The 22,508-nt window shown below is 49.9% G+C and carries 21 protein-coding genes; 10 read left to right on the top strand and 11 right to left on the bottom strand.

All coding sequences use genetic code 11. The features are described from left to right. Positions 1–32: 32 nt before the first annotated feature. Positions 33–215, top strand: a complete 183-nt coding sequence (locus AC4GL5_RS08100; protein ID WP_490382272.1) for a hypothetical protein — start codon at positions 33–35, stop codon at positions 213–215. A 545-nt stretch (positions 216–760) separates the two neighbouring features. Here AC4GL5_RS08100 and AC4GL5_RS08095 read toward each other — a convergent pair. Next, positions 761–1,291 (bottom strand): ImmA/IrrE family metallo-endopeptidase, encoded by a 531-nt coding sequence (locus AC4GL5_RS08095; protein WP_490382271.1) that lies wholly within the window; start codon positions 1,289–1,291, stop codon positions 761–763. Beyond that, positions 1,292–1,921, bottom strand: a complete 630-nt coding sequence (locus AC4GL5_RS08090; protein ID WP_490382270.1) for a hypothetical protein — start codon at positions 1,919–1,921, stop codon at positions 1,292–1,294. It abuts the gene before it with no gap. A gap of 157 nt (positions 1,922–2,078) precedes the next feature. Between AC4GL5_RS08090 and AC4GL5_RS08085 the strand changes: the two genes are divergently transcribed. Next, positions 2,079–2,375, top strand: coding sequence for a phage integrase (locus AC4GL5_RS08085; RefSeq protein WP_490382269.1), 297 nt, complete (start codon positions 2,079–2,081; stop codon positions 2,373–2,375). On the opposite strand, the gene AC4GL5_RS08080 is transcribed toward AC4GL5_RS08085, so the two are convergent. The 5 genes from AC4GL5_RS08080 to AC4GL5_RS08060 form a co-directional block, all read right to left on the bottom strand. Next, positions 2,360–3,277 carry a ketopantoate reductase family protein gene (locus AC4GL5_RS08080; protein ID WP_490382268.1) on the bottom strand — a complete coding sequence of 306 codons (918 nt, stop codon included), beginning with the start codon at positions 3,275–3,277 and terminating at the stop codon, positions 2,360–2,362. The genes AC4GL5_RS08085 and AC4GL5_RS08080 overlap by 16 nt on opposite strands. A gap of 90 nt (positions 3,278–3,367) precedes the next feature. Further along, positions 3,368–3,685, bottom strand: a complete 318-nt coding sequence (locus AC4GL5_RS08075; RefSeq protein ID WP_490382267.1) for a DUF6482 family protein — start codon at positions 3,683–3,685, stop codon at positions 3,368–3,370. Between the two features lie 117 nt (positions 3,686–3,802). Then, positions 3,803–6,346, bottom strand: coding sequence for a HAMP domain-containing sensor histidine kinase (locus tag AC4GL5_RS08070; protein WP_490382266.1), 2,544 nt, complete (start codon positions 6,344–6,346; stop codon positions 3,803–3,805). Positions 6,347–6,619: 273 nt separating this feature from the next. Beyond that, positions 6,620–6,745, bottom strand: a complete 126-nt coding sequence (locus AC4GL5_RS08065) for a hypothetical protein (RefSeq protein WP_490382265.1) — start codon at positions 6,743–6,745, stop codon at positions 6,620–6,622. Between the two features lie 294 nt (positions 6,746–7,039). Next, a complete protein-coding gene (locus AC4GL5_RS08060; RefSeq protein WP_490382264.1) occupies positions 7,040–8,479 on the bottom strand; it encodes an aspartate kinase in 1,440 nt (479 codons plus the stop codon). A 300-nt stretch (positions 8,480–8,779) separates the two neighbouring features. Between AC4GL5_RS08060 and AC4GL5_RS08055 the strand changes: the two genes are divergently transcribed. Next, entirely contained in the window at positions 8,780–9,205 is a 426-nt protein-coding gene (locus tag AC4GL5_RS08055) for a chemotaxis protein CheW (protein ID WP_490382263.1), read from the top strand. Between the two features lie 17 nt (positions 9,206–9,222). Here AC4GL5_RS08055 and AC4GL5_RS08050 read toward each other — a convergent pair whose 3' ends face one another. The 3 genes from AC4GL5_RS08050 to coaD form a co-directional block, all read right to left on the bottom strand. After that, on the bottom strand, positions 9,223–10,530 hold the full coding sequence (locus AC4GL5_RS08050; protein WP_490382262.1) for an MATE family efflux transporter: 1,308 nt from the start codon (positions 10,528–10,530) through the stop codon (positions 9,223–9,225). A 161-nt stretch (positions 10,531–10,691) separates the two neighbouring features. Next, positions 10,692–10,946 carry a YfhL family 4Fe-4S dicluster ferredoxin gene (locus AC4GL5_RS08045; protein WP_490382261.1) on the bottom strand — a complete coding sequence of 85 codons (255 nt, stop codon included), beginning with the start codon at positions 10,944–10,946 and terminating at the stop codon, positions 10,692–10,694. Between the two features lie 30 nt (positions 10,947–10,976). Beyond that, positions 10,977–11,459 (bottom strand): pantetheine-phosphate adenylyltransferase, encoded by a 483-nt coding sequence (coaD, locus tag AC4GL5_RS08040; protein WP_490382260.1) that lies wholly within the window; start codon positions 11,457–11,459, stop codon positions 10,977–10,979. A gap of 453 nt (positions 11,460–11,912) precedes the next feature. Here coaD and AC4GL5_RS08035 point away from each other — a divergent pair, with 453 nt between their 5' ends. After that, complete coding sequence (locus tag AC4GL5_RS08035) at positions 11,913–12,554, top strand: TetR/AcrR family transcriptional regulator (RefSeq protein WP_490382259.1); 642 nt, start codon at positions 11,913–11,915, stop codon at positions 12,552–12,554. A gap of 13 nt (positions 12,555–12,567) precedes the next feature. Here AC4GL5_RS08035 and rsmD read toward each other — a convergent pair whose 3' ends face one another. Continuing rightward, complete coding sequence (rsmD, locus tag AC4GL5_RS08030; RefSeq protein ID WP_490382258.1) at positions 12,568–13,218, bottom strand: 16S rRNA (guanine(966)-N(2))-methyltransferase RsmD; 651 nt, start codon at positions 13,216–13,218, stop codon at positions 12,568–12,570. A gap of 169 nt (positions 13,219–13,387) precedes the next feature. Here rsmD and ftsY point away from each other — a divergent pair, with 169 nt between their 5' ends. The 6 genes from ftsY to AC4GL5_RS08000 all read left to right on the top strand — a co-directional run bounded on the left by ftsY (position 13,388) and on the right by AC4GL5_RS08000 (position 22,301). Beyond that, entirely contained in the window at positions 13,388–14,671 is a 1,284-nt protein-coding gene (gene ftsY, locus AC4GL5_RS08025) for a signal recognition particle-docking protein FtsY (protein WP_490382257.1), read from the top strand. A 117-nt stretch (positions 14,672–14,788) separates the two neighbouring features. Further along, positions 14,789–15,457: a cell division ATP-binding protein FtsE gene (ftsE, locus tag AC4GL5_RS08020; RefSeq protein ID WP_490382256.1), complete on the top strand. Its 669-nt coding sequence runs from the start codon at positions 14,789–14,791 to the stop codon at positions 15,455–15,457. Continuing rightward, positions 15,454–16,569 carry a permease-like cell division protein FtsX gene (gene ftsX / locus AC4GL5_RS08015; protein ID WP_490382255.1) on the top strand — a complete coding sequence of 372 codons (1,116 nt, stop codon included), beginning with the start codon at positions 15,454–15,456 and terminating at the stop codon, positions 16,567–16,569. The genes ftsE and ftsX overlap by 4 nt, the downstream gene beginning before the upstream one ends. 268 nt (positions 16,570–16,837) lie before the next feature. Then, on the top strand, positions 16,838–17,704 hold the full coding sequence (rpoH, locus tag AC4GL5_RS08010; RefSeq protein WP_490382254.1) for an RNA polymerase sigma factor RpoH: 867 nt from the start codon (positions 16,838–16,840) through the stop codon (positions 17,702–17,704). Between the two features lie 297 nt (positions 17,705–18,001). Next, positions 18,002–19,045, top strand: a complete 1,044-nt coding sequence (locus AC4GL5_RS08005) for an efflux RND transporter periplasmic adaptor subunit (RefSeq protein WP_490382253.1) — start codon at positions 18,002–18,004, stop codon at positions 19,043–19,045. Continuing rightward, a complete protein-coding gene (locus AC4GL5_RS08000) occupies positions 19,038–22,301 on the top strand; it encodes an efflux RND transporter permease subunit (RefSeq protein WP_490382252.1) in 3,264 nt (1,087 codons plus the stop codon). The genes AC4GL5_RS08005 and AC4GL5_RS08000 overlap by 8 nt, the downstream gene beginning before the upstream one ends. The last annotated feature ends 207 nt before the right edge of the window (positions 22,302–22,508 follow it).

Below are 22,508 nucleotides of genomic sequence, written 5' to 3'. Positions count from 1 at the left end.
GGATGAACTGAAACCGATGTTACGGGCTGCTTATGACCACTAAGGCGATAGAAAAGCGTCTGGCAACACTGGAACAGGTGCGTCAGAGTGAAACCGAGAAGGTTACAAAGATTCTGATAATGAACGGCACTAGCGGTAAAGTTGGTGCGGTAATTCATGTAGGCGGTGAACCGGGTCGAACACCGGAAGATTTATCTGACATCATTACGCCCTGAAAACTGATTACCCGAGCATAATTTTTTTGTGTTTAGCCAAAGAATAATGATTTTTCCCTAGTCACTACTGGTATGAAAAACCGATTTAGTCACACCGGAAGTTACACCACACAAAATCACTAGAAAACAAAACCTTTAAAAACAAAAGGATAGATGCTCGTTTAAACTTCCCCCACCACATCGAAGGCCCAACTGGGAACAGCTGGGCCTTTTTTGTTTTTGTACGGCTAAATGAGCCTTTCATGTGATAGCCTTTGCGCTCAATAATTCGAGAATATGGTTAATCACTTTGCTGCAAGTGGGTCAACTCAAAACTGGTTAATCATAATTTCGCTGACTCCCAAGCATCGGCGTGGCTTTTTAGCCAACCACCTTCACTTTATCTGCTTTTACCGCCTCTTTAAACTTAGCCGCAGCCTTCTTTCAGACGTTTCGGCTCAGCCTTACGGCCCTGATTCATATTGCCCCTGAGTCTCTGCAAAACTTCATCTTGCGATATACAGACGAAAAAAAACCACCCCGTGAGGTGGTTTTTAGTTTGATGGTTAGCGGCTAACTCTGCCTGACAGGGCTGTATTTTTTAACCTGTACTCCATCGCTGACTGTGAGACACCAAAATCTCTACACAGGTCATAAAAGCTAGAACCATTTTCTATTTCCTGCTCAAGGAGATATTTCGGCATTAAAAGCTGGGCTGCAAAGTTATTAGCTTCAGCCTCTTCGCGTGGGCCTATCTTTGTATTATGGAAGTTACCCATTGCGGTACTCCTAAAGGCCTTGTTGTCATCAACACCATCGCCAATCAAATCTTTATGCAGCAAAAAGTGGCCGATCTCATGAGCAATAGTAAAACGTCTACGCTGCTCGCCATGCGTCTTGTTCACGGTAATCTTGAATTGATCAACCATAAAACCCTTTGGCCGAGGAATGCGCTCCAACTGACCTGAAATTTCAGGATCTAATTCGCCATTTTCACACATAACCCCCATGCTTTTTGCAATCGCAACAACATCAACAGGCGGAGCAGTGGCGTGTGCACGTCGAATAATACCCAGATCATAATCCGCTATCATCATTCAGCCCTCCTTTTGGTCAGCTGTAGGTTTGCCACCTTCTTCTTCATTGAAGTCGGGGGTGTAGTTATCTGTATTATGGATCGTAAGGGCGTCTTGCCTATTAAGCTCTTCCGTAATTAACTGCATAACCTGAGGCGTTATCTTTACCGCAACATCGTCAGCCACTTTTTTCTCAAGCTCTGGGAACTTCGCAATGACCACATCAATAGCGGCTTTAGCTGCAACTTCTTCTGCAGCTTTAATTCCTGCCTCTTTAGCATCAGCACGGGCTTTTTCTCTTATCGAGAGAAAGCCAAACAGGCCACCGAAAGCCATCACTACTGCAATTAAGCTGACTGCCACAGTTACAAAATCAAGTCGACCAAGCTGGTAAGCTGCACTGATGGAGTCTTCATACTCGGTCAGGTTTATACAGCGATTATCTTGCTGAGTATTTTTGCATTTAGGGTGCACTAACACGTATACACCCTGAATATTCAGCCAGCCAGTCTCTGGACTAGGGATCTTGATCCCTTCGGACTCCCTGAAGTGTACAGTCGGCGAGAGAGCGACAATCAGCATAACAATTACGGCAATGCTTGCGACTGTGTAGGCTAAAAATGACAGAAATTTTTTAATTACACTAACCATTGCCAGCTCCTTGGCGTAGCTAAATGGCAGCAAATTGTAAAGCACAGCACCACTTTAATATAGTATGAAATGATATGATATGGTATCAAATGACTACAGATGACCACTCAAACCCCATAGACGACAACGGGTGTCCACTTAGGTTTACAGCCAGAAAATGGACTCCGGTTGGAAAGTAGGCTTCCGTATTGTTGGCCGAAACCGTAAGCGGATTACCCGGGTATTTCCCACAAAGGGTGAGTGTGAACGCTTCCAGCGTTGGGCAATGGCTCAACATGATTCAGGTAAACTGTGGGACGACTCGGGCAAGCAGGATAAGCGCACCTTATCTGACCTGATAAACCTGTGGTTTGAACAGCTCGGCCAGTACCTGAAAGACGGTGAACGCAGGCGCTCTAAACTGCACCTGCCTGAAGACATGCGAAACTGTTTGACCCGCTACCTCCGGCTATAAACCTGCAGCACGGTCGCAGCGATTTCCAGCATTGGGGTGGCGACTCCAACATCTTTGCCCCGGGCGACCATATCACCGACGAGGTGATCACCTTCGATTGGCAGGCCGTTACGCATGTCGCGGTACATAGAGGAGTTAAAGCTGGATTTCGGGTTGGTGAGGATACGCTGGAAACCTTGTATAGAATCCTCAGACAGCGGATGACCGGAAGCTGTGGCAACCTGGCAGCATTCCTCAAAGATCTGCAGGGCGATCTCGCCGCCGCGATCACTCTTCATATATTCCCCCACATTACCCTGCAGCAGGCAGTTCACCGCGCCTAAGCCTGCCATGCGACAGAACTTATCCCACATCTGCCCCATGATGTCGTCGGTCTGCTCAACCGTAAGACCGGACTGCTGAAACAGCTGAACAATCTCAGACACGGCAGCCTGTTGTGAAGGCTCGCGGGCCGCAACGGTGATGCTGTTATAGCCACTGGCGACGTTAACCTGCCAAGGGGTTTTCAGGGTAGCGACGGTTTTAGCGATACCACCCAGCACCTTCTCTGCGCCAAAAGCGCTATCCAGAAAGTCCAGATGGCGTAAGCCGTTCAACAGGGGAAGAATCAAAGCCTGGTCACCCACAGCAGGGGTGATATCCCCGATCACCTGTGACAGACCATAGGCTTTATTGGTGAGGATAATCAGATCAAAGGCCGGAGCCGATGAAAGTTCTGGCTGGGTCAGACAGTGAGGTGTCAGTCTGATGGCGGATTCCGGCAGGCAAACTTCCAGGGGCTGCTGACTCAGCTCTTCAGCTCGTTTCGGACGCACCAGATACGAGAGCGACACGCCCTGCTGTTGCAGCTGACTACCAAATAAAACGCCTACGGCACCTGCGCCCACCACCAGAACCTTCATGACTGCTCCTGTCCGCTGTAAAAAGTCAGGTCACAGTGTAATCGGCCAGAGTCGCAGATGCAGCTTTAAGGATCTGTCGCAGGAGAGGAATTATCGATCCGTGACACCCATAGCACCGTTACCGAGGGGGACTTCCATAAAGTTATCTTCCTGACGGAGGGGCTGACCGACCATCTCGTCGTAGGCGCTTTGCTGACGCAGCACCATCTGACGAACCGGCAGACCTTCAAACAAGGCCTGAAGGCTGAGCTTGTTATGGCTACGAAGCAGGGTGCCCTGCTCATCGGTAAGATACAGCTCCTGCCCTTCGATGATGGCAGAAACCTGATAAAGCGCGCAGTCCAGTGAGTGAATAATAACTTTCTCAATGTCCGGCTGCTGTTGCAGAGTTTTAAGGCTGATGGTCATAAGAGGCTCCGGTTCAGCTAAGCGGTTTGTACAATCGGCTTTCCACCTTGTACGAACTGCGTAGCCAACCGGTGCAGGCTCTATGTTAAGAGAAGACGGTCAGATGAGATTTCCGTGTTACAAAGAAGGTTCAACTTTCGGCAACGTCACCCGGAAATGACTGCCCTTGCCTTCGACGGAACTGATGAGTTCTACCTGTCCACCCATGACGTGACAAAGCTCTCGTACAATACTCAGGCCGAGTCCCGTACCGCCATGGCTGCGGTTAACAAACTCGGTCGCCTGACGGAAAGCCTCAAAGACATGCTTATGTGCCTGCTCGGGAATCCCTTCCCCCTCATCTATCACATCAAAAACCACCGTTTTTTCTGACTCGCTCACAGCAAGCTCTACACTACCGTGCGGAGTAAACTTGATGGCGTTCTCCACCAGATTATTCAGAACCTGACGCAACCGTGTATCGTCGATATAAAGATAGGAATCGGGATTAATACTGTCGGTATTCAAATTCAACTGCACGCCTTTTTTCGAGGCAAAGCTTCGGTGACTACTGATAAAGCTATTCAGCCAGTTTTCCAGCGCAATCTCGTGCGGGGTCAGCATAAGCTGACCAGCATCCATTTTGGCCAGATCCAGAATATCATCGACCAGTCGTAACAGATGCCTGCCGCTCTGATGAATAATATCGGCATATTCACGGGTTTCTTCATCTTTCTCATCCAGCTGGAGAATCTCGGCAAAACCCATAATGCCGTTGAGTGGAGTGCGTAATTCATGTGACATTCGGGCAAGAAAGTCACTCTTCATCTGGCTGGCTTTCTCAGCATCCTGACGTGCTTTATCAGAAACCTGAAATGAGGCTTCAACACTATCAGCCATACCGTTAAGGGCATGGCTCAGCTGCCCCAGCTCATCATTACGCTTTACTTCAAAGCGGTAACTGTAATCACCCCGCTCCATCTTATTCAGGCCTGACATAAAGTAGCGCACCAGACCTGTAATCATAGAGGCCATCCAAACCGCGATAATCACGACAACAATCACCATGAGGATGGTCGATACTGTCAGATCCATCGCCACATCCGCCATGATTTGATTAATCAGCTGGCTAAGTTCCTTCTGTCGCTCGGCGAGAATGCCGGTGAACTCTTCCAGCTTCGCATCCATACGGGCAGCTGTTTCTTTCGCAGGCTGCTGGAAGTCATCAATATTTGCACCGATGGTAACAAAGCCAAATCCACGGGGCGTATCACCATAATGACCGGTGTAATAGGGAATAGTAGCCGCTGTGGTTAGCTTCCAAACACCGGTCCAGTAAATCAGGAATGAGCCGGAGCCCCCCAGATGAGTGAGGTCATTCCAGCCTTTACACTGAGGTGCGAAATTCAAATAACGACAATCAAGCCCCAGCTGCCCCTGCTTAATCAGCTCTACAGCGGGCTTTTTACTGCGACTTTGCTGGTCGAAGGTCGGGATCGTACTCAGGTACTGCTGCAGAGGTTGATTACTTTGCTGCCAGCCTTGGTAGATAGAACCTTCAAGCCAAGGCACAGCGCGCTCACCGGTATCAGGATCAAAACCAACAATCGAATGATGTCGGGGGTGGGCAATATTCCGGTCTTTGTAATCCCACATAAAGGCATAGTTACCACTACTGGCATCCGCAATAACCTCGTAGCGCTTGTCAGTAGGCTTCAGGTTATCAGTAAAAGCGAGGATATGATCATGATTCAGCGCCAGCGTGATATAGCCAACTTTTTTGCCATTGCGGATCACAGGCGTCGCCCAGCGAATAATGCCCTGGAATTTTTTACCTACAGGGTTTTCCCGACCGGCATAGGCTTCTTCTTCAGGCTCAAAGGGAATATTACGCTTCTCGGCAGCTTTCGGCGTTGCCGGACCAAGAATACGGGATGGCACATAGGGCCCAATGACGTCAGAAACATAAATTTCACCCGGCCGAAGCTTTTTAAGGTCTTGAAAATAGCGCTCAGCTTTAGCATAGGTATTTTCTGGTTTGGATATATCCTGAAGCCCGGAAGGCAGAAGATCTGAGGTTTGTACTTTGATACGCTCACGACCATCAAGGCCGACAAAAGTGATCTCGTGATAAAGAGGAATCACCTGACTGGGAAGGACCGCTTCGGGAGGACGATAATGAAAGTCCTGCTTATTCTCTTGGTTGGAAGACTGCACACTGGCATCTGCAGGCTGCGGTGGATTTACCGGCAACCATTGGCTGCCATCTTCTGATAACTGCCAATCCCCGGTCGCGGTTACCCGTGCTTTGCGGTTCATGATAAAACGCTGTAAATCAGCTTCATCTAAGGGCAAAGAAGCCGCCAATTTAAGATCTTCATCCCGCTGATACAGAAAGCGGGCAACATTTCGGGCTGTGTCTGTTGTCAGTCGCTCTAACTCTTCCCGGGCCCGGTCATTCAGCGCTCGCTCTGCACCCTCGCTGAAGGTATTCCCCATATCTTCAACGGTATAACGGACCTCATCGCTCAGCAGGTGCGTTTCATCATTCAGACGCTCACCCAGATAAACCACACCTTGCCAGGCCAAAAGCGCCAACAAAACCAACGGGATTACTTTGATCAGCAGAAACAAAGCGACCAACTTCGCTCGAATTCCAAGCCTTACAGAGGCACCTGCCATTCACCCTGCTCCTAATGTTATTTTTTGTAATCTTAACTCAGAATGTCAGATTTTCCCTGTCTGCATGTCAATTTTTACCTCAATTACCCTTAATATTCACGGATTATTCAGAAAGTATCAGAACCATGATTGCGCGCAAAAGCAGACAGACGGACAAAAAATACCCCGTGGGGCAAATAACACGGGGTATTTTTCGAGCATCAAATCAGAGCGCAGCGAACAATGACCGATAAAAGACTATGAATTTATCAGTACTGCAGCCAGAAATAGCCTCTATCCCAACAGCAGCCAAATCTGAGTCAGAACCGGCAGGATACCCATCACTAAGCCCACTGCCGCCATTACCAAAGTACTACCAACACCAATTGTTTCATAATCATGAGATTCTGCATGTGCCATTTTGGTCACTCCTCTTGCAATAAGAATCAGCGCTTGGCGCTTTCAACCTATGTATTGCAATGGCAGTGCCAAAGTCAGCAATGAAGCGTCAAACCGCTTGTAACCCTATGATTATAAAGGTTAAGCCCTCCCCTAATAGGGAACTCTTACCTCAAAAGCATGTAACGACAGACGTCTTTATGACAAAAAAGACAGTCATATCTGTCAAAAAACAAAGCACTGTAGGTTCTGACAATAAAAAACCGGCCATATGACCGGTTTCATCTCAACGTCAGCAGCGGGCTAACCTAACCATTAAGCAGCACAGATCGCCTCACCATGATTATGTACTTCGATCAGGCTGCGGTGCAGACTTTGTACCGCCAGATCATAATCATCATTTGAAACGATAAACTGGATATCGACCTGACGCATCGACTGCTGCAAGGCAAGCACACTGATGTTTGCCTGAGCCAGAGCATTAACAGTACGGGCCAATATACCCGGAACCTGCATATCACTACCGATCGCTGAAACAATAGCAACCTTCTTCAGACTCATCTCGCAGCCTGGGAACTGCTCCTGAATCGCATTCTGCAAACGCTTAATCGTTTTCAGGTTAGACGCCATATAGTGAGTCAGAGTGTTGGCATTGTTGTCTTTGGAGATCAAAGGCACTTTAAAGCGCTCAATAATCCCCAACAGCTCTCGGCCGTAGCGGCTCATACTACCCATCATGTCCTGATCAAAGAACTCCAGAGCGTAGACGTTCTGACGACCCGCAATAATCTCAACACAGGGTTTTTCACTAACGTATTCAGCAGTAATCAGGGTGCCCGCATGGTCGGGCTCAAAGGTATTCATCACACGCAGTGGTAAACATTGCTGACGCAGACCTTTTGCAGCTTTCGGGTGAATCGCTTCCATACCCAAGTTCGCCAGCTGATCAGCAACATCATAGTTAGTACGGCCAATTGGAACAGCGTTGTCCACCCCCACCAGGCGTGGGTCAGCACTACTAAGATGGTATTCTTTGTGAATAATGGCTTCACGAGCTTCAGTCAATACCGCAACACGGCTGAACACCATCTCGCTGTAGCCCCGGTCAAAGGTCTGCATCAGACCTTCGGTGCAGTGTGCATAACCTGTCGCAATCGGCAGACAATTCGCCAGATCCAAATCTTTAAATGCTGTGGTAATTCGCTCATCCAGAGACAGATGTTTTTCTGAATTCCAACCCGTCAAATCGACAAAAACAGCATTAATTCCATCGCGTTTCAGCAGCTGCGCCATATTCCAGGCGCTGTGGGCCTCACCCAGACTCGCCATCATCTCACGGACAGTCATCAGGTGATCACTCAGGTCAAAGTGACCATGCTGACAGACACTTTCCAGATCATTCAGGGTTTGTTCTGCCTCGTCCAGACGATCACCAATAAAGCTGTCTGCCAACTGTCGCAGTGGGGTCTCTCCGAACAACTCGTAGTTAATGGACATCAGCTTTGCGCGTAACCGTGACATTTTATCCCGCCAGACGCTGCCATCTTCAGCACCGGAAAATGAGGCGTAAACTCCAGCCTTGTCTGACTTCTTATGCTCCAGCAGCAGGTCGGTTACACCACCGTACGCAGATACCACAAAAATTCGCTGATAGCCTTCCCGGGCGGCTTGCTTGTGAAAAATGATGTTATCTCGTACTGCGGCGTAATCACTCATCGACGTGCCGCCGATCTTCTCTACCGTATGGCTTTTCATTGTTTAGGTTCAGCTTCCTGACCCGCAAAGGTCATAACAAAAGCAGCTGCCTCCTTAAAATGTTTTCAGTTTGCAGACTTTCGATGTCTACGCGAATCGAAAAAGATTATATCCCTAAACATATCATTTGTTAAACAAGACCATTGAATGATGAGTTCTACTGCAATAATTCAGCAATAATCGTAAAATCATGCAACATAAAGACACAGAGTGATAGTTTACCTTTTATTTAGACGTCCTAGATTATATAGTTCACTAACTATATTCATGCACCGCTGTACAACTGTGAGACTTAAATCAATGAATGATCAATGGGTCAGTTTTTCCCTGGCGGGCGAAAAATATGCCCACCCCGTATCCAGCATCAAGGAAGTGCTGCTCTATCAGGAGCCTTCACCAGTACCCGGCGCGCCCTGTGATGTCGATGGTATTCTGAATATTCGCGGTGAAGTGCTGACCGTTATCTCGGCCAGAAAGCTGATGAACCTTCCGGATGATCCGCAAGCAGAAGACAGCCGCATCTTATCTATTGAGACCAATGACGGCCTGTGCGGGATTGTAGTAGACAATGTGGAAGCGATTGTGGGCTTTGAACAGGCGAATATCGATCCACCACCTAACCCGGATACTAAAGGTGTTATTCAAGGCACGATTCATCGGGAAGGTGAGCTATTTATCGTGGCAAACTTTCTGCCCCACTGTGAAGGTGTTGCCCGGGAAATGTGATCGCTTCGCTCATCGGCCTAGCGAGCGGTTTCAGACATCCTGAAACGATAATGCCATGCCATAACGAATGACCGCAGAGCCATGAAAATTGCGAAGGAAAACCACAAGCCCTGATTCTCCCAATCGGTGAAAAGCCATTCTGCCAACAGAAAAGTGCAGAATGAAATCAGCATACCGTTCCGCATCACATCGCTACGCATCATTCCAATATAAACCCCGTCCAACAGATAACTGGCTGCAGCCAAGAGAGGGATCAGCACCGCCCAGTGCAAATATTCCTCTGCCCTCTGACGGACTTCCGGCAGGTCCGTTAGCATCGCAATCAGACCATCACCCCACAACCCGTAAAACAGACTAATCAAACCAACAGTCAGCCCGCTCAGGATAGCACCAGCCACGACGATTCGATTGCGACGCAGAACATCTTGAGCACCTTCTGCCTGTCCGACCAGAGCCTCTGCCGCATGGGCATAACCATCTAAAGCATAGGACGCCACCATAATCAGCTGCATCAGAATTGCATTGGCCGCCAGAGTTTCACTGCCAAAGGCAGCACCCTGCGAAGTAAAATAAGCCATACTGCCCAGCAGCAACCAGGTGCGAACCATCAACTGATGATTAACCCGAAACAGCACCCGAAACTCTTCAACCATCAGAGGCTGCCAACGCCAACCGGGCTGCAACTGACGAATACGCTTCAGCGCCAGCCAGCATCCGACCACAAGCACACTGTAATCGGCAATCAGGGAAGCAAAGGCCACCCCCCGAACCTGCCAACCTAGCCCAATAACAAAAAGTAGATCCAGAAAAATATTAATACCGTTACCCAGTAAGAGCATCTGCAGGGCAAAGCGACTGTTTTTCTGCGCCAGAAACCAGCCCATCAGAACATAGTTGATCAGCACCGCGGGGGCCGACCAGATACGAACACCGGCATACAGCACCGCCTGCTCTCTAGCCGACCCGGAATCCGCCAACAGCGCCAGCCCTGCGGGAACCAGCCAGAACTGAAACAGCAGTAACAGCGTGGCGATACCCAGTGCCATCGCCACGCCCTGTTGCAACAAACGTATTACGGCCGCCCACTCTCCCGCTCCGGCAGCCTGAGCGACCGCTCCGGTCGTCCCCATGCGCAAAAAACCAAAGCCCCAGAAAAGAAAACTGAATAACGCGGCACCCAGAGTGACACCGGCAAGATAAGAGGCATCATCCAGATGTCCCACGACAGCGGTATCTACTAATCCCAGCAGGGGCACACTAATGTTAGAGACAATAATCGGCAGAGCGAGCGCGAAGATCTGCTTATAAAATGGCGACACGTTCACGGCAACTCCGACAGAACAATACAGCTAAGAAGGACGCTTCAGAAAAAGCATCGGACTCAAAGGGGCATTCAGATATCATCAGTGAAGAATAAACGGAAAACATCAGGCAAAAAAAATGCAGCACCAAAGTGCTGCATTTTTCTGATCGCTGAACGACAGAATTACCCCAGAGAAGCCTGGATAATTTTGTATTTTTCCATCAGCTCGTCCTGAGACTCTACATGCTCAGGGTTACCCGGAATACACTCTACCGGACAAACCAGAACACACTGAGGCTCGTCATAATGACCAACGCACTCAGTACACAGGTTTGGATCAATCTCATAGATTTCATCACCCTGAGAGATTGCACCATTAGGACATTCTGGTTCACATACATCACAGTTGATGCATTCGTCGGTAATCATCAAAGCCATAACGCTTACCTCATCAAAAAGCTATCTTGCTTAGTCGTTTTTAAAGTGTTCTTTCAGAGCCTGATTGACGGTCGGATGCACAAACTTGCTTACGTCGCCATTCAGACAGGCAATCTCTCTCACCAAAGTAGATGAGATAAATGAGTTACGCTCTTCCGGGGTCAGAAAAATACTCTCCACATCGGGAGACATCGCCCGGTTCAGGTTAGCAAGCTGCAACTCATACTCAAAATCAGATACTGCACGCAGGCCGCGAATAATAACGCGAGCCTGATGTTGCTCAAGAAACTCAGTCAACAGGCAGTCAAAACCACAAACCACGACATTGCTGTACTGAGATAGAACAGACTCAGCCAGTGCAACACGCTGCTCCAGAGGCAATAAAGGCTTCTTGCGCGGACTGGCCGCAATTCCCAGAATAACCTTGTCAAAAATCCTGCTGGCACGCTCTACCAAATCGGCATGACCGTTGGTAATAGGGTCAAACGTTCCGGGATAAACTACCGTCGTCATCGCATTTTCCTGATTATGCGCGGATTTCAGAGAGGCAGAATGTTAAACAAATTGCCTCACCGGTACAAACTTCTCTCGCTATAAGGTTATAGCTAATTTAAAGCAGTCAAAAGTAACAGGCTGTAATAGCATTATACTCTTTGTGGGTATCACAGATTGCTTACTGGTCGTTGCCGCAATATGACAGCAGCGTTCAGACAGCTTTTACGTGACAGCCCAAACAGATTTATTACTCTAATAGTGCTATATTCGCAAACACTGTTACGAGAGTAATATAATATGTAAAGACCCATATTGCTGTGCTCACCGACAATTCTTTAGCGACAGGATGAACCTGCTGATAAAGAATCCAGGAGCCCTGAGAACGCAGGCTTACCCGCCCAACCAGAAGACGGGAAGACTTGTTATTACTGATCACAGCATTTAATAAAAGCGATCCCCCGAGAATTGACCGTGAAAACAAAAGAAAAAATTGTTCAGGCATCTTTAGAGCTATTTAATCTCCACGGAGAACGCTCAATAACAACTAACCATATCGCCGCCCATATTAAAATCTCTCCGGGCAACCTTTACTACCACTACCGCAATAAGTCCGACATTATTGCGCGTATTTTTGACCAGTATGAGAAAGCAGTAGACGAGTTATTCGATCTGCCGACTGATCGCGACATCACACCAGAAGACAGAGCACAGCTGACCGAAACATTGCTGGACCTGATCTGGGAATACCGTTTTATGCACCGGGACCTTCTCGGCATGCTGACCAATGACGCTGAGCTTAAAGAGCGTTACAAGACCTTTGCTGCCAAGGGAATCAAAAGCACAGAAATGGTCTATCGCAGAATGTGCGAAAGCGGCTTTATGGATATCCCCGAAGAACAAATTAAACCTTTATCATTGAACATCTGGATTCTGGTGACCAGCTGGACCACTTATCTGGGGACTGCATTGGGTATTTCAGAAGACCAACTCACTCGTGAACAGATGAGTCAGGTCGTCTACCAGGCCACCTATCTTGAGATGCCTTTCCTCACGGAAGCTACTAAAGAAGAAACTCAGCACCTGCTGGCCACCTATGGGCCTTCTGCTCAGTAGCCTGCAAACAAGATCACTCAGCCAAAACCGTCTCTACTTTTCGGTAGAGACGGCAGATTACCTGGCCCGCTTTTTTTTCTTTTTCCAGCTGCCATGACGTGGGAATTTCGGCAAAATCAAAATTCTTTTCCGCCTCCAGATAGATTAGCGCTCCATCGGCTATACGCTTCCGGGATTCCAGCTGCTGGCAAACCGGGCCTAACAATCCCTTTCCAAAGGGCGGATCAAGAAACACCAGATCAAAAACATCATCGCAGCTTGCAAGCCAGCTCAGAGCCTCTCCCTGAAACACCTCGGCCTGAGAACAGTTAAGCGTCTTCAGGTTTTCCTGCATCTGGCGAACAACACCCGGATGGTTATCCACAAAAACTGCACTTTTAGCCCCTCGGGACAAAGCCTCCAACCCTAACGCCCCACTACCAGCAAACAGATCCAGTGTACGACGACTGTAAAGATCAAAGCTCAGCCAGTTAAACAGTGTTTCACGCATACGATCCCCGGTAGGTCGCAACCCTTCACCGTCCGGGAACGGTAGCTTACGACCCCGCCACTCTCCAGCGATAATACGGAGCTGGTTCCGCCCGGAAGCCGCCGCAGAAGCACCAGTACGTCCAGTATTTTTTACTGAAGAAGAGCGGGATGAGGGGCGACGAGATCTTGGCATAGGGCTTTCCAAAACACAGGGTTAATCGACAAAGAGCCTTAAGCATAAAAGATAGCGCTCAAAGCGCCGTGGATTGTACCCCCCGTGGGCGACAAGTGGTAGGATAGTCCACCATAAGAGGTAGGGTATCGCCTGCCATTTTCCGTGTTAAAGAGACAGAATTTATCCCATGTTTGGATTCTTCAAGCGTAACAAGAAGCAACCGGACCAGCCGGATGCACCTCTGGAACAGACTCCGGAGACCAACACTGCCGAGACCGAGACTGACGAAGCCTCGCTCTCGCCGGCAAACACTGATAACCCCCTTTCTCAGGCAGACCGTGAACAACCTCAGGAAGTGAGCGCTGAAACACCGACATCCGATGCCACTGCCCAGCAGGATGCTGAAACCCTATCAGAGATAACCCAGGAAACGCCTGCGGAAGCAAAACCAGCGGAACCTGTTGGTGAAACAACGATTGACGCGCCGACTGAAGAACCTGCTCTGAGCGCTGAAACAGCCCGTGCAGAAGCGAAACCTGAAAAAGTGGGCTTCTTCGGTCGTATCAAACAGGGTCTGGGGCGTACCCGCGCTAACCTGAGCGAAGGACTGGCCAGCCTTTTCCTCGGCAAAAAACAGATTGATGATGATCTGCTGGAAGAGATCGAAACCCAGCTGTTAGTGGCCGATATTGGTGTTGAAGCAACATCCGAAATCATCGACCGTTTGACAGATAAGGTTTCCCGCAAACAACTGACCGATGCTCAGGCGTTGTACGAAGCGCTCCAGGCAGAGCTGAGAACTATGCTGGAACCTGCCAACAAACCGCTGGAAATCGATGCTCAAAAAACGCCTTACGTCATTCTGATGGTTGGTGTAAACGGTGTGGGTAAAACCACCACCATCGGTAAACTCGCTAAGAAATTCCAGAGCGAAGGCAAAAGCGTCATGCTCGCAGCCGGTGATACATTCCGTGCAGCGGCAGTTGAGCAGCTGCAGGTTTGGGGCGAACGTAACAGTGTGCCGGTCATCGCCCAACATACCGGGGCTGACAGCGCCTCCGTTATTTTTGATGCGATCCAGGCGGCCAAAGCCCGTAATGTCGATGTCCTGATTGCTGATACCGCAGGCCGACTGCAGAACAAGAGCAACCTGATGGAAGAGCTGAAGAAAGTCACCCGGGTTATGAAAAAACTGGATGATTCAGCGCCCCACGAAACCATGTTGGTAGTCGATGCAGGCACCGGCCAAAACGCCTTGTCTCAGGCCAACCTGTTTGACGAAGCCGTTGGTCTGACCGGCATTACGCTGACCAAGCTGGACGGCACTGCCAAGGGCGGTATTGTTTTTGCCCTTGCGCAACAGATGCAGATTCCGATCCGCTTTATCGGGGTGGGCGAACAGGTTGATGACCTGCGTCCGTTTGATGCCGACCAGTTTACCAAGGCCTTATTTGATCAGAACGAGAACTGATCCGGTGACCTCCGCAGCCAAGCGCTGCGGAAAGACGACTTTGATTCAACCCGGATGCCTCTGCAAGCCTGAAGAAGTCTGCATGAGCGCCTCCCAGAACTTTCAACGCAGGATGCCATGATCCGCTTCGATAACGTCAGTAAACGCTACGAGAACGGGCATGAAGCCCTCAAACAACTCAATCTGTCGGTAGAAAAAGGCGAGATGTGCTTTCTTACCGGCCACTCCGGTGCCGGTAAAAGTACACTGCTGAAACTGATTATGCGGATGGAGAAAGCGTCTCAGGGTCAGGTCTTCATCAACGGTCAGAACCTTTCCCGCATGAACAGCAGCCAGGTTCCTTACCTGCGGCGAAACATCGGCGTGGTTTTCCAGAACCACCAGCTGCTGTTTGATCGCTCAGTATTCGACAATGTGGCATTGCCGCTGATGATTGAAGGCGCTGATCCCGCAGATATTGGTCGCCGGGTGCGCGCGGCTCTGGACAAAGTCGGTCTGCTGAAGAAAGAGAAACTCAATCCGATTATGCTCTCTGGTGGTGAACAGCAACGCGTCGGTATTGCACGGGCCGTGGTTAATAAGCCTCCACTCCTTCTGGCAGATGAGCCTACCGGTAACCTTGATCCTCAGCTATCTGCTGAAATCATGCACCTTTTTGAACAGTTCAATGAAGTAGGCGTTACGGTGATGATTGCCAGTCACGATCTGAGCCTGATCGCCCGAATGGGACATCGGGTACTAACCCTGAGTGACGGGCAACTGATCACTGACGGAGGTACGCTATGAGCCAGGTAGGAAAACCTCACAACCGGGGTGCGTCACCGCGCGGAGCCAGCGGAGCTACTCCACTACAGAGTTCCCGACGGGGTGTAACACCAACCAGCCCCAAAACCGCCACCGCAAACCGCTCAACTGAAGCGCGTAAAGCACCGGTTAAGCGCCAGAGCTCGGAAGGGGCCAGCGAGCATAAGGTTCAGACCAACCAGAAGATGAGCAGCTGGCTGCGGCACCATCGACTGATGGCAACAGACAGTCTGTGGCGAGTGGTAAGAACGCCGTTTGCCAGCCTGATGACTTGGGCTGTTCTTGCTATTGCCATGGCGCTTCCGGCCAGCCTTTATATCTTCCTTAATAACGCTCAAATGGTTACCAGTAACTGGGATGGGGCCGCTCAGATGTCTCTGTTCCTGAAGATAGAGGTTTCTGAACAAAATGCTGAATCTCTCGCTGACTCCCTGCGCCAGCGCGACGATATCGCCTCCGTGCAATATATCTCCCGCGAGCAAGCCTTAGGCGAATTCAAAGAATTTTCCGGTTTTGGTGAAGCACTGGACTATCTGGATGGCAACCCACTACCCAGTGTTCTGGTGGTTCGCCCAGCCGCAGGCCGGGTTAACCAGCAAGAACAACTGCTGAATGAGCTACAAAGCCTTCAGGAGGTCGATGAAGCGCAACTGGATCTGGCTTGGGTAAAACGCCTCTACTACATCATGGAGCTGGCACAACGCGCGGTTAGCGCTCTGGCCATATTACTGGGCATTGCAGTGCTTCTGGTTGTTGGCAATACCATCCGACTGGCTATCGAAAATCGTCGTGATGAGATTGTGATCGTTAAACTGGTGGGCGGTACTAATGCATTTGTTCGACGTCCCTTCCTCTATACCGGTATCTGGTATGGATTAGGAGGAGGCATTATGGCCTGGATGATCATCAACCTCAGTCTGATCTGGCTGGCGGGACCGGTTCGGGCACTGGCAAGCGTCTACTCCAGTAGTTTTGAGCTGGTCGGACTCGGAATGTCCGACTCAATTCTGCTGATTCTATCCGGCACACTACTGGGATGGCTGGGAGCCTGGGTAGCGGTTGGTCGTCACCTGGGTGATATTGAACCTCGCTGATCAACATCTACCAGCGCCTTCAGTATCAGCCATTAAACTGATCTGAAGGATGATAAAAACAGTAAGATGATCACCTAAATGCTTCATGATCAATTAAATCGGTGCCGCCTGACCCGGCACCGTCATCTGAAGCTTGCAAAAACTGCAGGAGATTTTATATTAATCCCCTGATTGAACTTTTGGCTTAGCCGCAAATCACAAAGATCAGTACTATTAACGATGGGCATTTCTTTCCGTTGGTAATAAATCGCTGCTTCTTCGAGGTAATATGAATACTAGCCTGCAAACTATCGACCACCTGTCTCCCGGACAGGACCTAAATGCTTATATTCAGATTGCTAACAGCATTCCTGTTCTTTCTGTGGAGCGCGAGCAGCAACTCGCCCGCCAACTGCATGAAGAGGGTGATCTTGATGCTGCTCGTCAGCTGGTTATGTCTCACCTTCGTTTCGTGGTGCATATCGCCAAGAGCTATTCCGGCTACGGCCTGCCCCAGGCCGACCTGATTCAGGAAGGGAATGTTGGCCTGATGAAAGCAGTCAAACGCTTTGATCCTAATGTTGGCGTTCGTCTGGTTTCCTTCGCAGTGCACTGGATCAAAGCAGAGATTCATGAGTATGTGCTGCGCAATTGGCGTATTGTTAAAGTTGCCACTACAAAAGCTCAGCGCAAACTATTCTTCAACCTGCGCAGTGCTAAAAAAGGCCTCGGCTGGCTAAACAACGACGAAGTTAACGCCATCGCTCAAGACCTGGACGTTAAACCTCAGACTGTTCGTCAAATGGAAAGCCGCCTGAGCGCTCATGATGCAGCATTTGACGGCTATACCGATGATGACGATGACAGCTCATATCAGGCCCCGGCCTATTATCTTGAGGACCATCGTTATAATCCGGCTACCGAGCTTGAGGATGAAAACTGGGCTGCTGACGCCTCCTCCCGTCTGCAATATGCGATGTCACAGCTGGACGAGCGTAGCCAGGCTATTCTGCAGCAACGGTGGCTGACCGATAACAAAGCAACCCTGCATGAGCTGGCTGACGTTTATGGCGTATCTGCTGAGCGTATTCGACAGCTGGAAAAAAACGCGATGAACAAGGTACGCAAACTGATGGAAGAAGCGACTGAAGCCTGATGCCATTCCTGTTTGTCTAAAAGGCTGCCTCGGCAGCCTTTTTTATTTCCTCTACAGGTCTTTCTGAAAAAAGCCCAAGCCTGCTGTTTTCGGTTACACTCAAACCCATTGTATGTACGACATAGGCACTAAAGATCTACAGCCATATTTTCATCTGGGTTTATTCGTGAAGCCGTTACCTGTTAAAACGATCCCATAAAAGCTGTCTCACATTTGCCTATATAATTAGAGTAAGCTAATATTCAGAAAACCTAATTTTAGGCCCCGTCAGATGCGGGCTTAGCAGGAGAACGATTCATGTCTAACCATCAACTAAAACCCTGGCTTTCAGCCGTCTGCCTGCTCGGGGCATTATCTCTGCCCGCACATGCACTGGAGTCGGTAACGCTTCAACCTAAGGCGGTCAGCCAGTCAATTAAGCTCGATGGCATTGTTGAAGCCGTACGCAAAAGTACTGTTGCAGCTCAGACTGCCGGTACTGTCACGGCGATCTATTACGATGTGGACGACAAGGTTAAGCCAGGTTCTGTCATTGTTGAGATCAGCGATACAGAACAACAGGCACGTCTTGAGCAATCTCAGGCGGCAGCCCGTGCTGCACTGGCAAACCTGCGTGATGCTGAGCAGGCTTTTAAGCGCATTGATGAGATTTATCGCAAAGAGCTGGCCTCCAAAGCTCAATACGATCAGGCCAGAAACCAGCTTGATGGCGCAAAAGCTAACTACCGGCAGGCCCGTGCGGCCCTTAAAGAAGCAGAAAAACAGATGTCATATACCAAGGTGATTGCACCTTATGGTGGCGTCGTGATTCAGCGCTTTGTTGAGATTGGAGAAGTTGTTGCTCCCGGTTCACCGCTGATGACAGGTATCGATTTGGACCAGATGCGGGTCAATATCAATCTTCCGCAGCACTATGCCGCAACAGTACGCCAGCATCAGCTCGCTGAGATAGCTTTGCCTGATGGCAAAGTCGTACCCGCCAAGGATCTTACGATCTTTCCGTATGCCGATGCCCAGACTCATAATTTTAAGGTACGTGTCCATCTGCCTGAGCGTCAGGCTGGCCTCTATCCCGGCATGATGGTCAAGGTCTCGCTCCCTATCCAAACTGGTGAAGCATTAACAATCCCTGTGTCTGCACTGGTGACCCGTAGCGAGTTACGCGCTGTTTATGTCCTGGACAATCAGGACAAACCACGCCTGCGTCAGGTTCGCACCGGCTATGAGAAAAACGGTGAAATCGAGATTCTTTCCGGCCTTCAGACTGGCGACAAAGTTGCACTCGACCCCAATGAAGCCCTGAAACTGATTAATGCTGAGAGGGTTGAACAAGATGCGTGATAATCATGCTCCTGAGCACAAGCCCCTGGGCATCTCAGGGCGTACAGCCAAGGCTTTCCAAAGCACAGAGATTACTCCTCTGCTGGCGATCGTCGGCATGCTGCTGGGTCTGCTAGCGATTCTGATCACCCCGAAAGAGGAAGAGCCTCAGATCGATGTGACCTTTGCTAACGTCTTTATTCCTTTCTCCGGTGCATCTCCCGTGGAGGTTGAGCAGCTGGTTTCCACACCTGCCGAGCAGGTGTTGAGTGAGATTGAAGGCGTTGAGCACACCATGTCCGTTTCCCGGGCCGGTATGGCGGTAATGACGGTTCAGTTTGAAGTCGGCATCACCCGCCAACAGGCAATCGTACGCCTGTACAACCAGGTGTTCTCTAATATGGATTGGCTTCCGCCCAATTTAGGGGTTGGACAACCCTTGATCAAACCAATGGGCATCGACGATGTACCGATTATGTCGCTGACACTCTGGTCAGACGATGATCAGATCGGCAGTCACGAGCTGAAAAAAATCGCCCACAATCTGGAAGTTGAGCTGAAACGCGTCAAAGGTACTCGCGACATCTACACCTTGGGCGGCCCAGACACGACCGTTCAGGTTGCGCTGGATCCTGCACGCCTATCCGGCTTTAACATCAGCCTAGATGACCTGCGTAATGCACTGCAATCCGGTAACAGTACGGGTGCTGAGAGTAAAATCGTCAGCAACAACACAGTGATCCCGGTACAGGCAGGCGACTTCCTTTCAACAGTAGAAGACGTAAAGCGTCTTGTAGTTGGGCTGAATAAAGGTGCACCAGTTTATCTGGAAGATGTCGCTGACGTTACTTTGGGTGCCGATGTCCCTGAGCAAAGTGTCTTTATGGGTACTGGCCCTGCATTCTCCGATCAGGGCGAAACCGGAATCTACCCTGCGGTAACCATGGCGATTGCCAAACAACCTGGCCAGAACGCCATCGATATCACCGAGAGCGTCAACAAGCGCATTGAACAGCTTGAAAATATCGCCATCCCTGAAGGCGTTCATCTGACCGTAACCCGTGACTATGGTGAAACCGCTAACAACAAATCCAATACTCTGATCTCAAAACTGATCTTTGCCACCGGTGCTGTTGTGGTGCTGGTACTGGCCGCACTGGGTTTCCGTCAGGCGCTGATTGTGGGTCTGGCTATCGTCATCACCCTGATGATCACCCTGTTCGCATCCTGGGCTTACGGCTTTACACTGAACCGGGTATCTCTGTTCGCGCTCATCTTCTCCATCGGTATTCTGGTGGATGATGCCATCGTGGTCGTAGAGAACATCCACCGGCATCTGAGCATGGGCGGCAAGTCGATGCGGGAAGCGATTCCACTAGCGGTTGATGAGGTCGGTGGCCCAACCATTCTGGCAACCTTCACCGTTATCGCGGCACTGATGCCAATGGCTTTTGTAACCGGACTAATGGGCCCTTATATGAGCCCGATTCCGATCAACGCCAGTATGGGGATGCTGATCTCGCTGGTGATCGCCTTTGTAGTAACCCCATGGCTGGCATTCAAACTGCTGAAGCATGAGGAACAGGAGCATTGCGCAGAAGCTGAGCACGATGTTACCAACACAAAGATGCTGACCTTCTTCCGCAAGATGGTCGGTCCTTTCCTGGGCGGTAAGCAGGGCCGTAAAAAGCGCATGGCACTGGGTGCCGGCATCATGGCGCTCATGATGGCCTCTGTCGCGTTACCAGCTACCTTGGCTGTTGTCCTGAAAATGCTGCCCTTTGATAACAAATCGGAAGTTCAGGTGATTGTGGATATGCCGGAAGGCACTCCGGTTGAACAGACGCAACGGGTACTGCTGGAGCTGGGTGAATATCTGCAGACGATTCCTGAAGTGACCCATTATCAGACCTACGCAGGCACCGCTGCACCGATCAACTTCAACGGTTTGGTGCGTCAGTATTATCTTCGTGCCGACCCTCACTCCGGTGATATACAGGTCAACTTTGTCGATAAAGGTGACCGTGATCGCAAGAGCCATGAGATTGCCCTTTCGATACGTGAGCCACTGCAAGAGATCGGAAAACGCTACAACGCCAACGTGAAAGTGGTTGAAGTGCCACCGGGACCACCCGTAATCGCACCAATTGTGGCAGAGGTTTATGGACCCAGTCAGCAAGCGATGACAGAAACTGCTAAAGCTCTGCGTGCCCGCTTGGAACAGACCGATGGTATCGTTGATGTTGACGACATGATCGAAGCCCCGGCTAAGAAATACCTGCTGCAGATCGACCGCCAGAAAGCATCCCTACTGGGTGTGCCTCAGTCAGGCATTGTCAAAGCCATTACAGCGGCACTGGGTGGCGAAGATATCAGCTATCTGCATGAGAGCCATCAGAAATATGCCCTACCGATCCGGCTTGAACTGAACGAAGCGGATAAAAGTAATCTGCTGCAGTTCCTGACCCTGAAAGTACGCAGCATGAATGGTGAGCTGGTTGCTTTGTCTGAAGTGGTAAATCTGGTTGATGCCCAATGGGAGAAAACCATTTATCACAAAGACCTGCTGCCAGTGACTTTTGTTACTGCGGATATGGCTGGTGACTTGGACAGCCCGCTATATGGCATGTTTGACCTGATTGGCCAGCTCGGTGACGAGCCTTTGTTTAAAGATACGCCGCTGGAGCAGTTCTTTATTCAACAGCCGGAATGGCCTCTGGTGCCATCAGTGAAGTGGGATGGTGAGTGGCAGGTCACTTACGAGACATTCCGCGATATGGGTATCGCCTATGGTGTCGGTATGATCCTGATCTACATGTTAGTAGTGGCTCAGTTCCGCTCCTACCGCGTACCTCTGATCATTATGACGCCAATTCCACTGACGGTAATCGGTGTTATGCCAGGTCATGCTCTGCTGGGCGCTCAGTTTACGGCAACCTCCATGATCGGCATGATCGCCTTGGCGGGCATTATCGTGCGGAACTCTATCTTGCTGGTGGACTTTATAAACCAGCAGCTGGAAGAGGGTATATCCTTTGAAGAAGCGGTAATCCAGTCCGGGGCCGTACGAGCCAAGCCGATTATTCTAACCGCTCTGGCGGCGATGATAGGGGCACTCTTTATTCTGGATGACCCTATCTTCAATGGTCTGGCCATTGCCCTGATTTTCGGTCTGACAGTATCAACCCTGCTGACTCTGATCGTGATTCCTGTGATGTACTATGCTTTTGCACCACAGCGTATCAAGGATCTGGACCAGACCGTTAGCAAAGCATAAAGGCAGCCCGGCCTGAAGCCGGGCAAAAGCCGCAAACAAAAACGCCGCAGCGGTGAAGTGACCCCCAATAGTTGGACACCCAACATTGGGGGTTCTTTTTTATGGCAAAGTACAGTCGTTCACTCAAAATAGCGCTGGCTCAGAAGTGCATCAATGGCACTCCAGCCACACAACTCAGCCGTGAGCACGGCATCTCAAAAAGCCAGA

The sequence above is a fragment of the Oceanospirillum sp. genome, from assembly GCF_982874595.1.
This window is presented reverse-complemented; position numbering and strand designations above follow the sequence as displayed.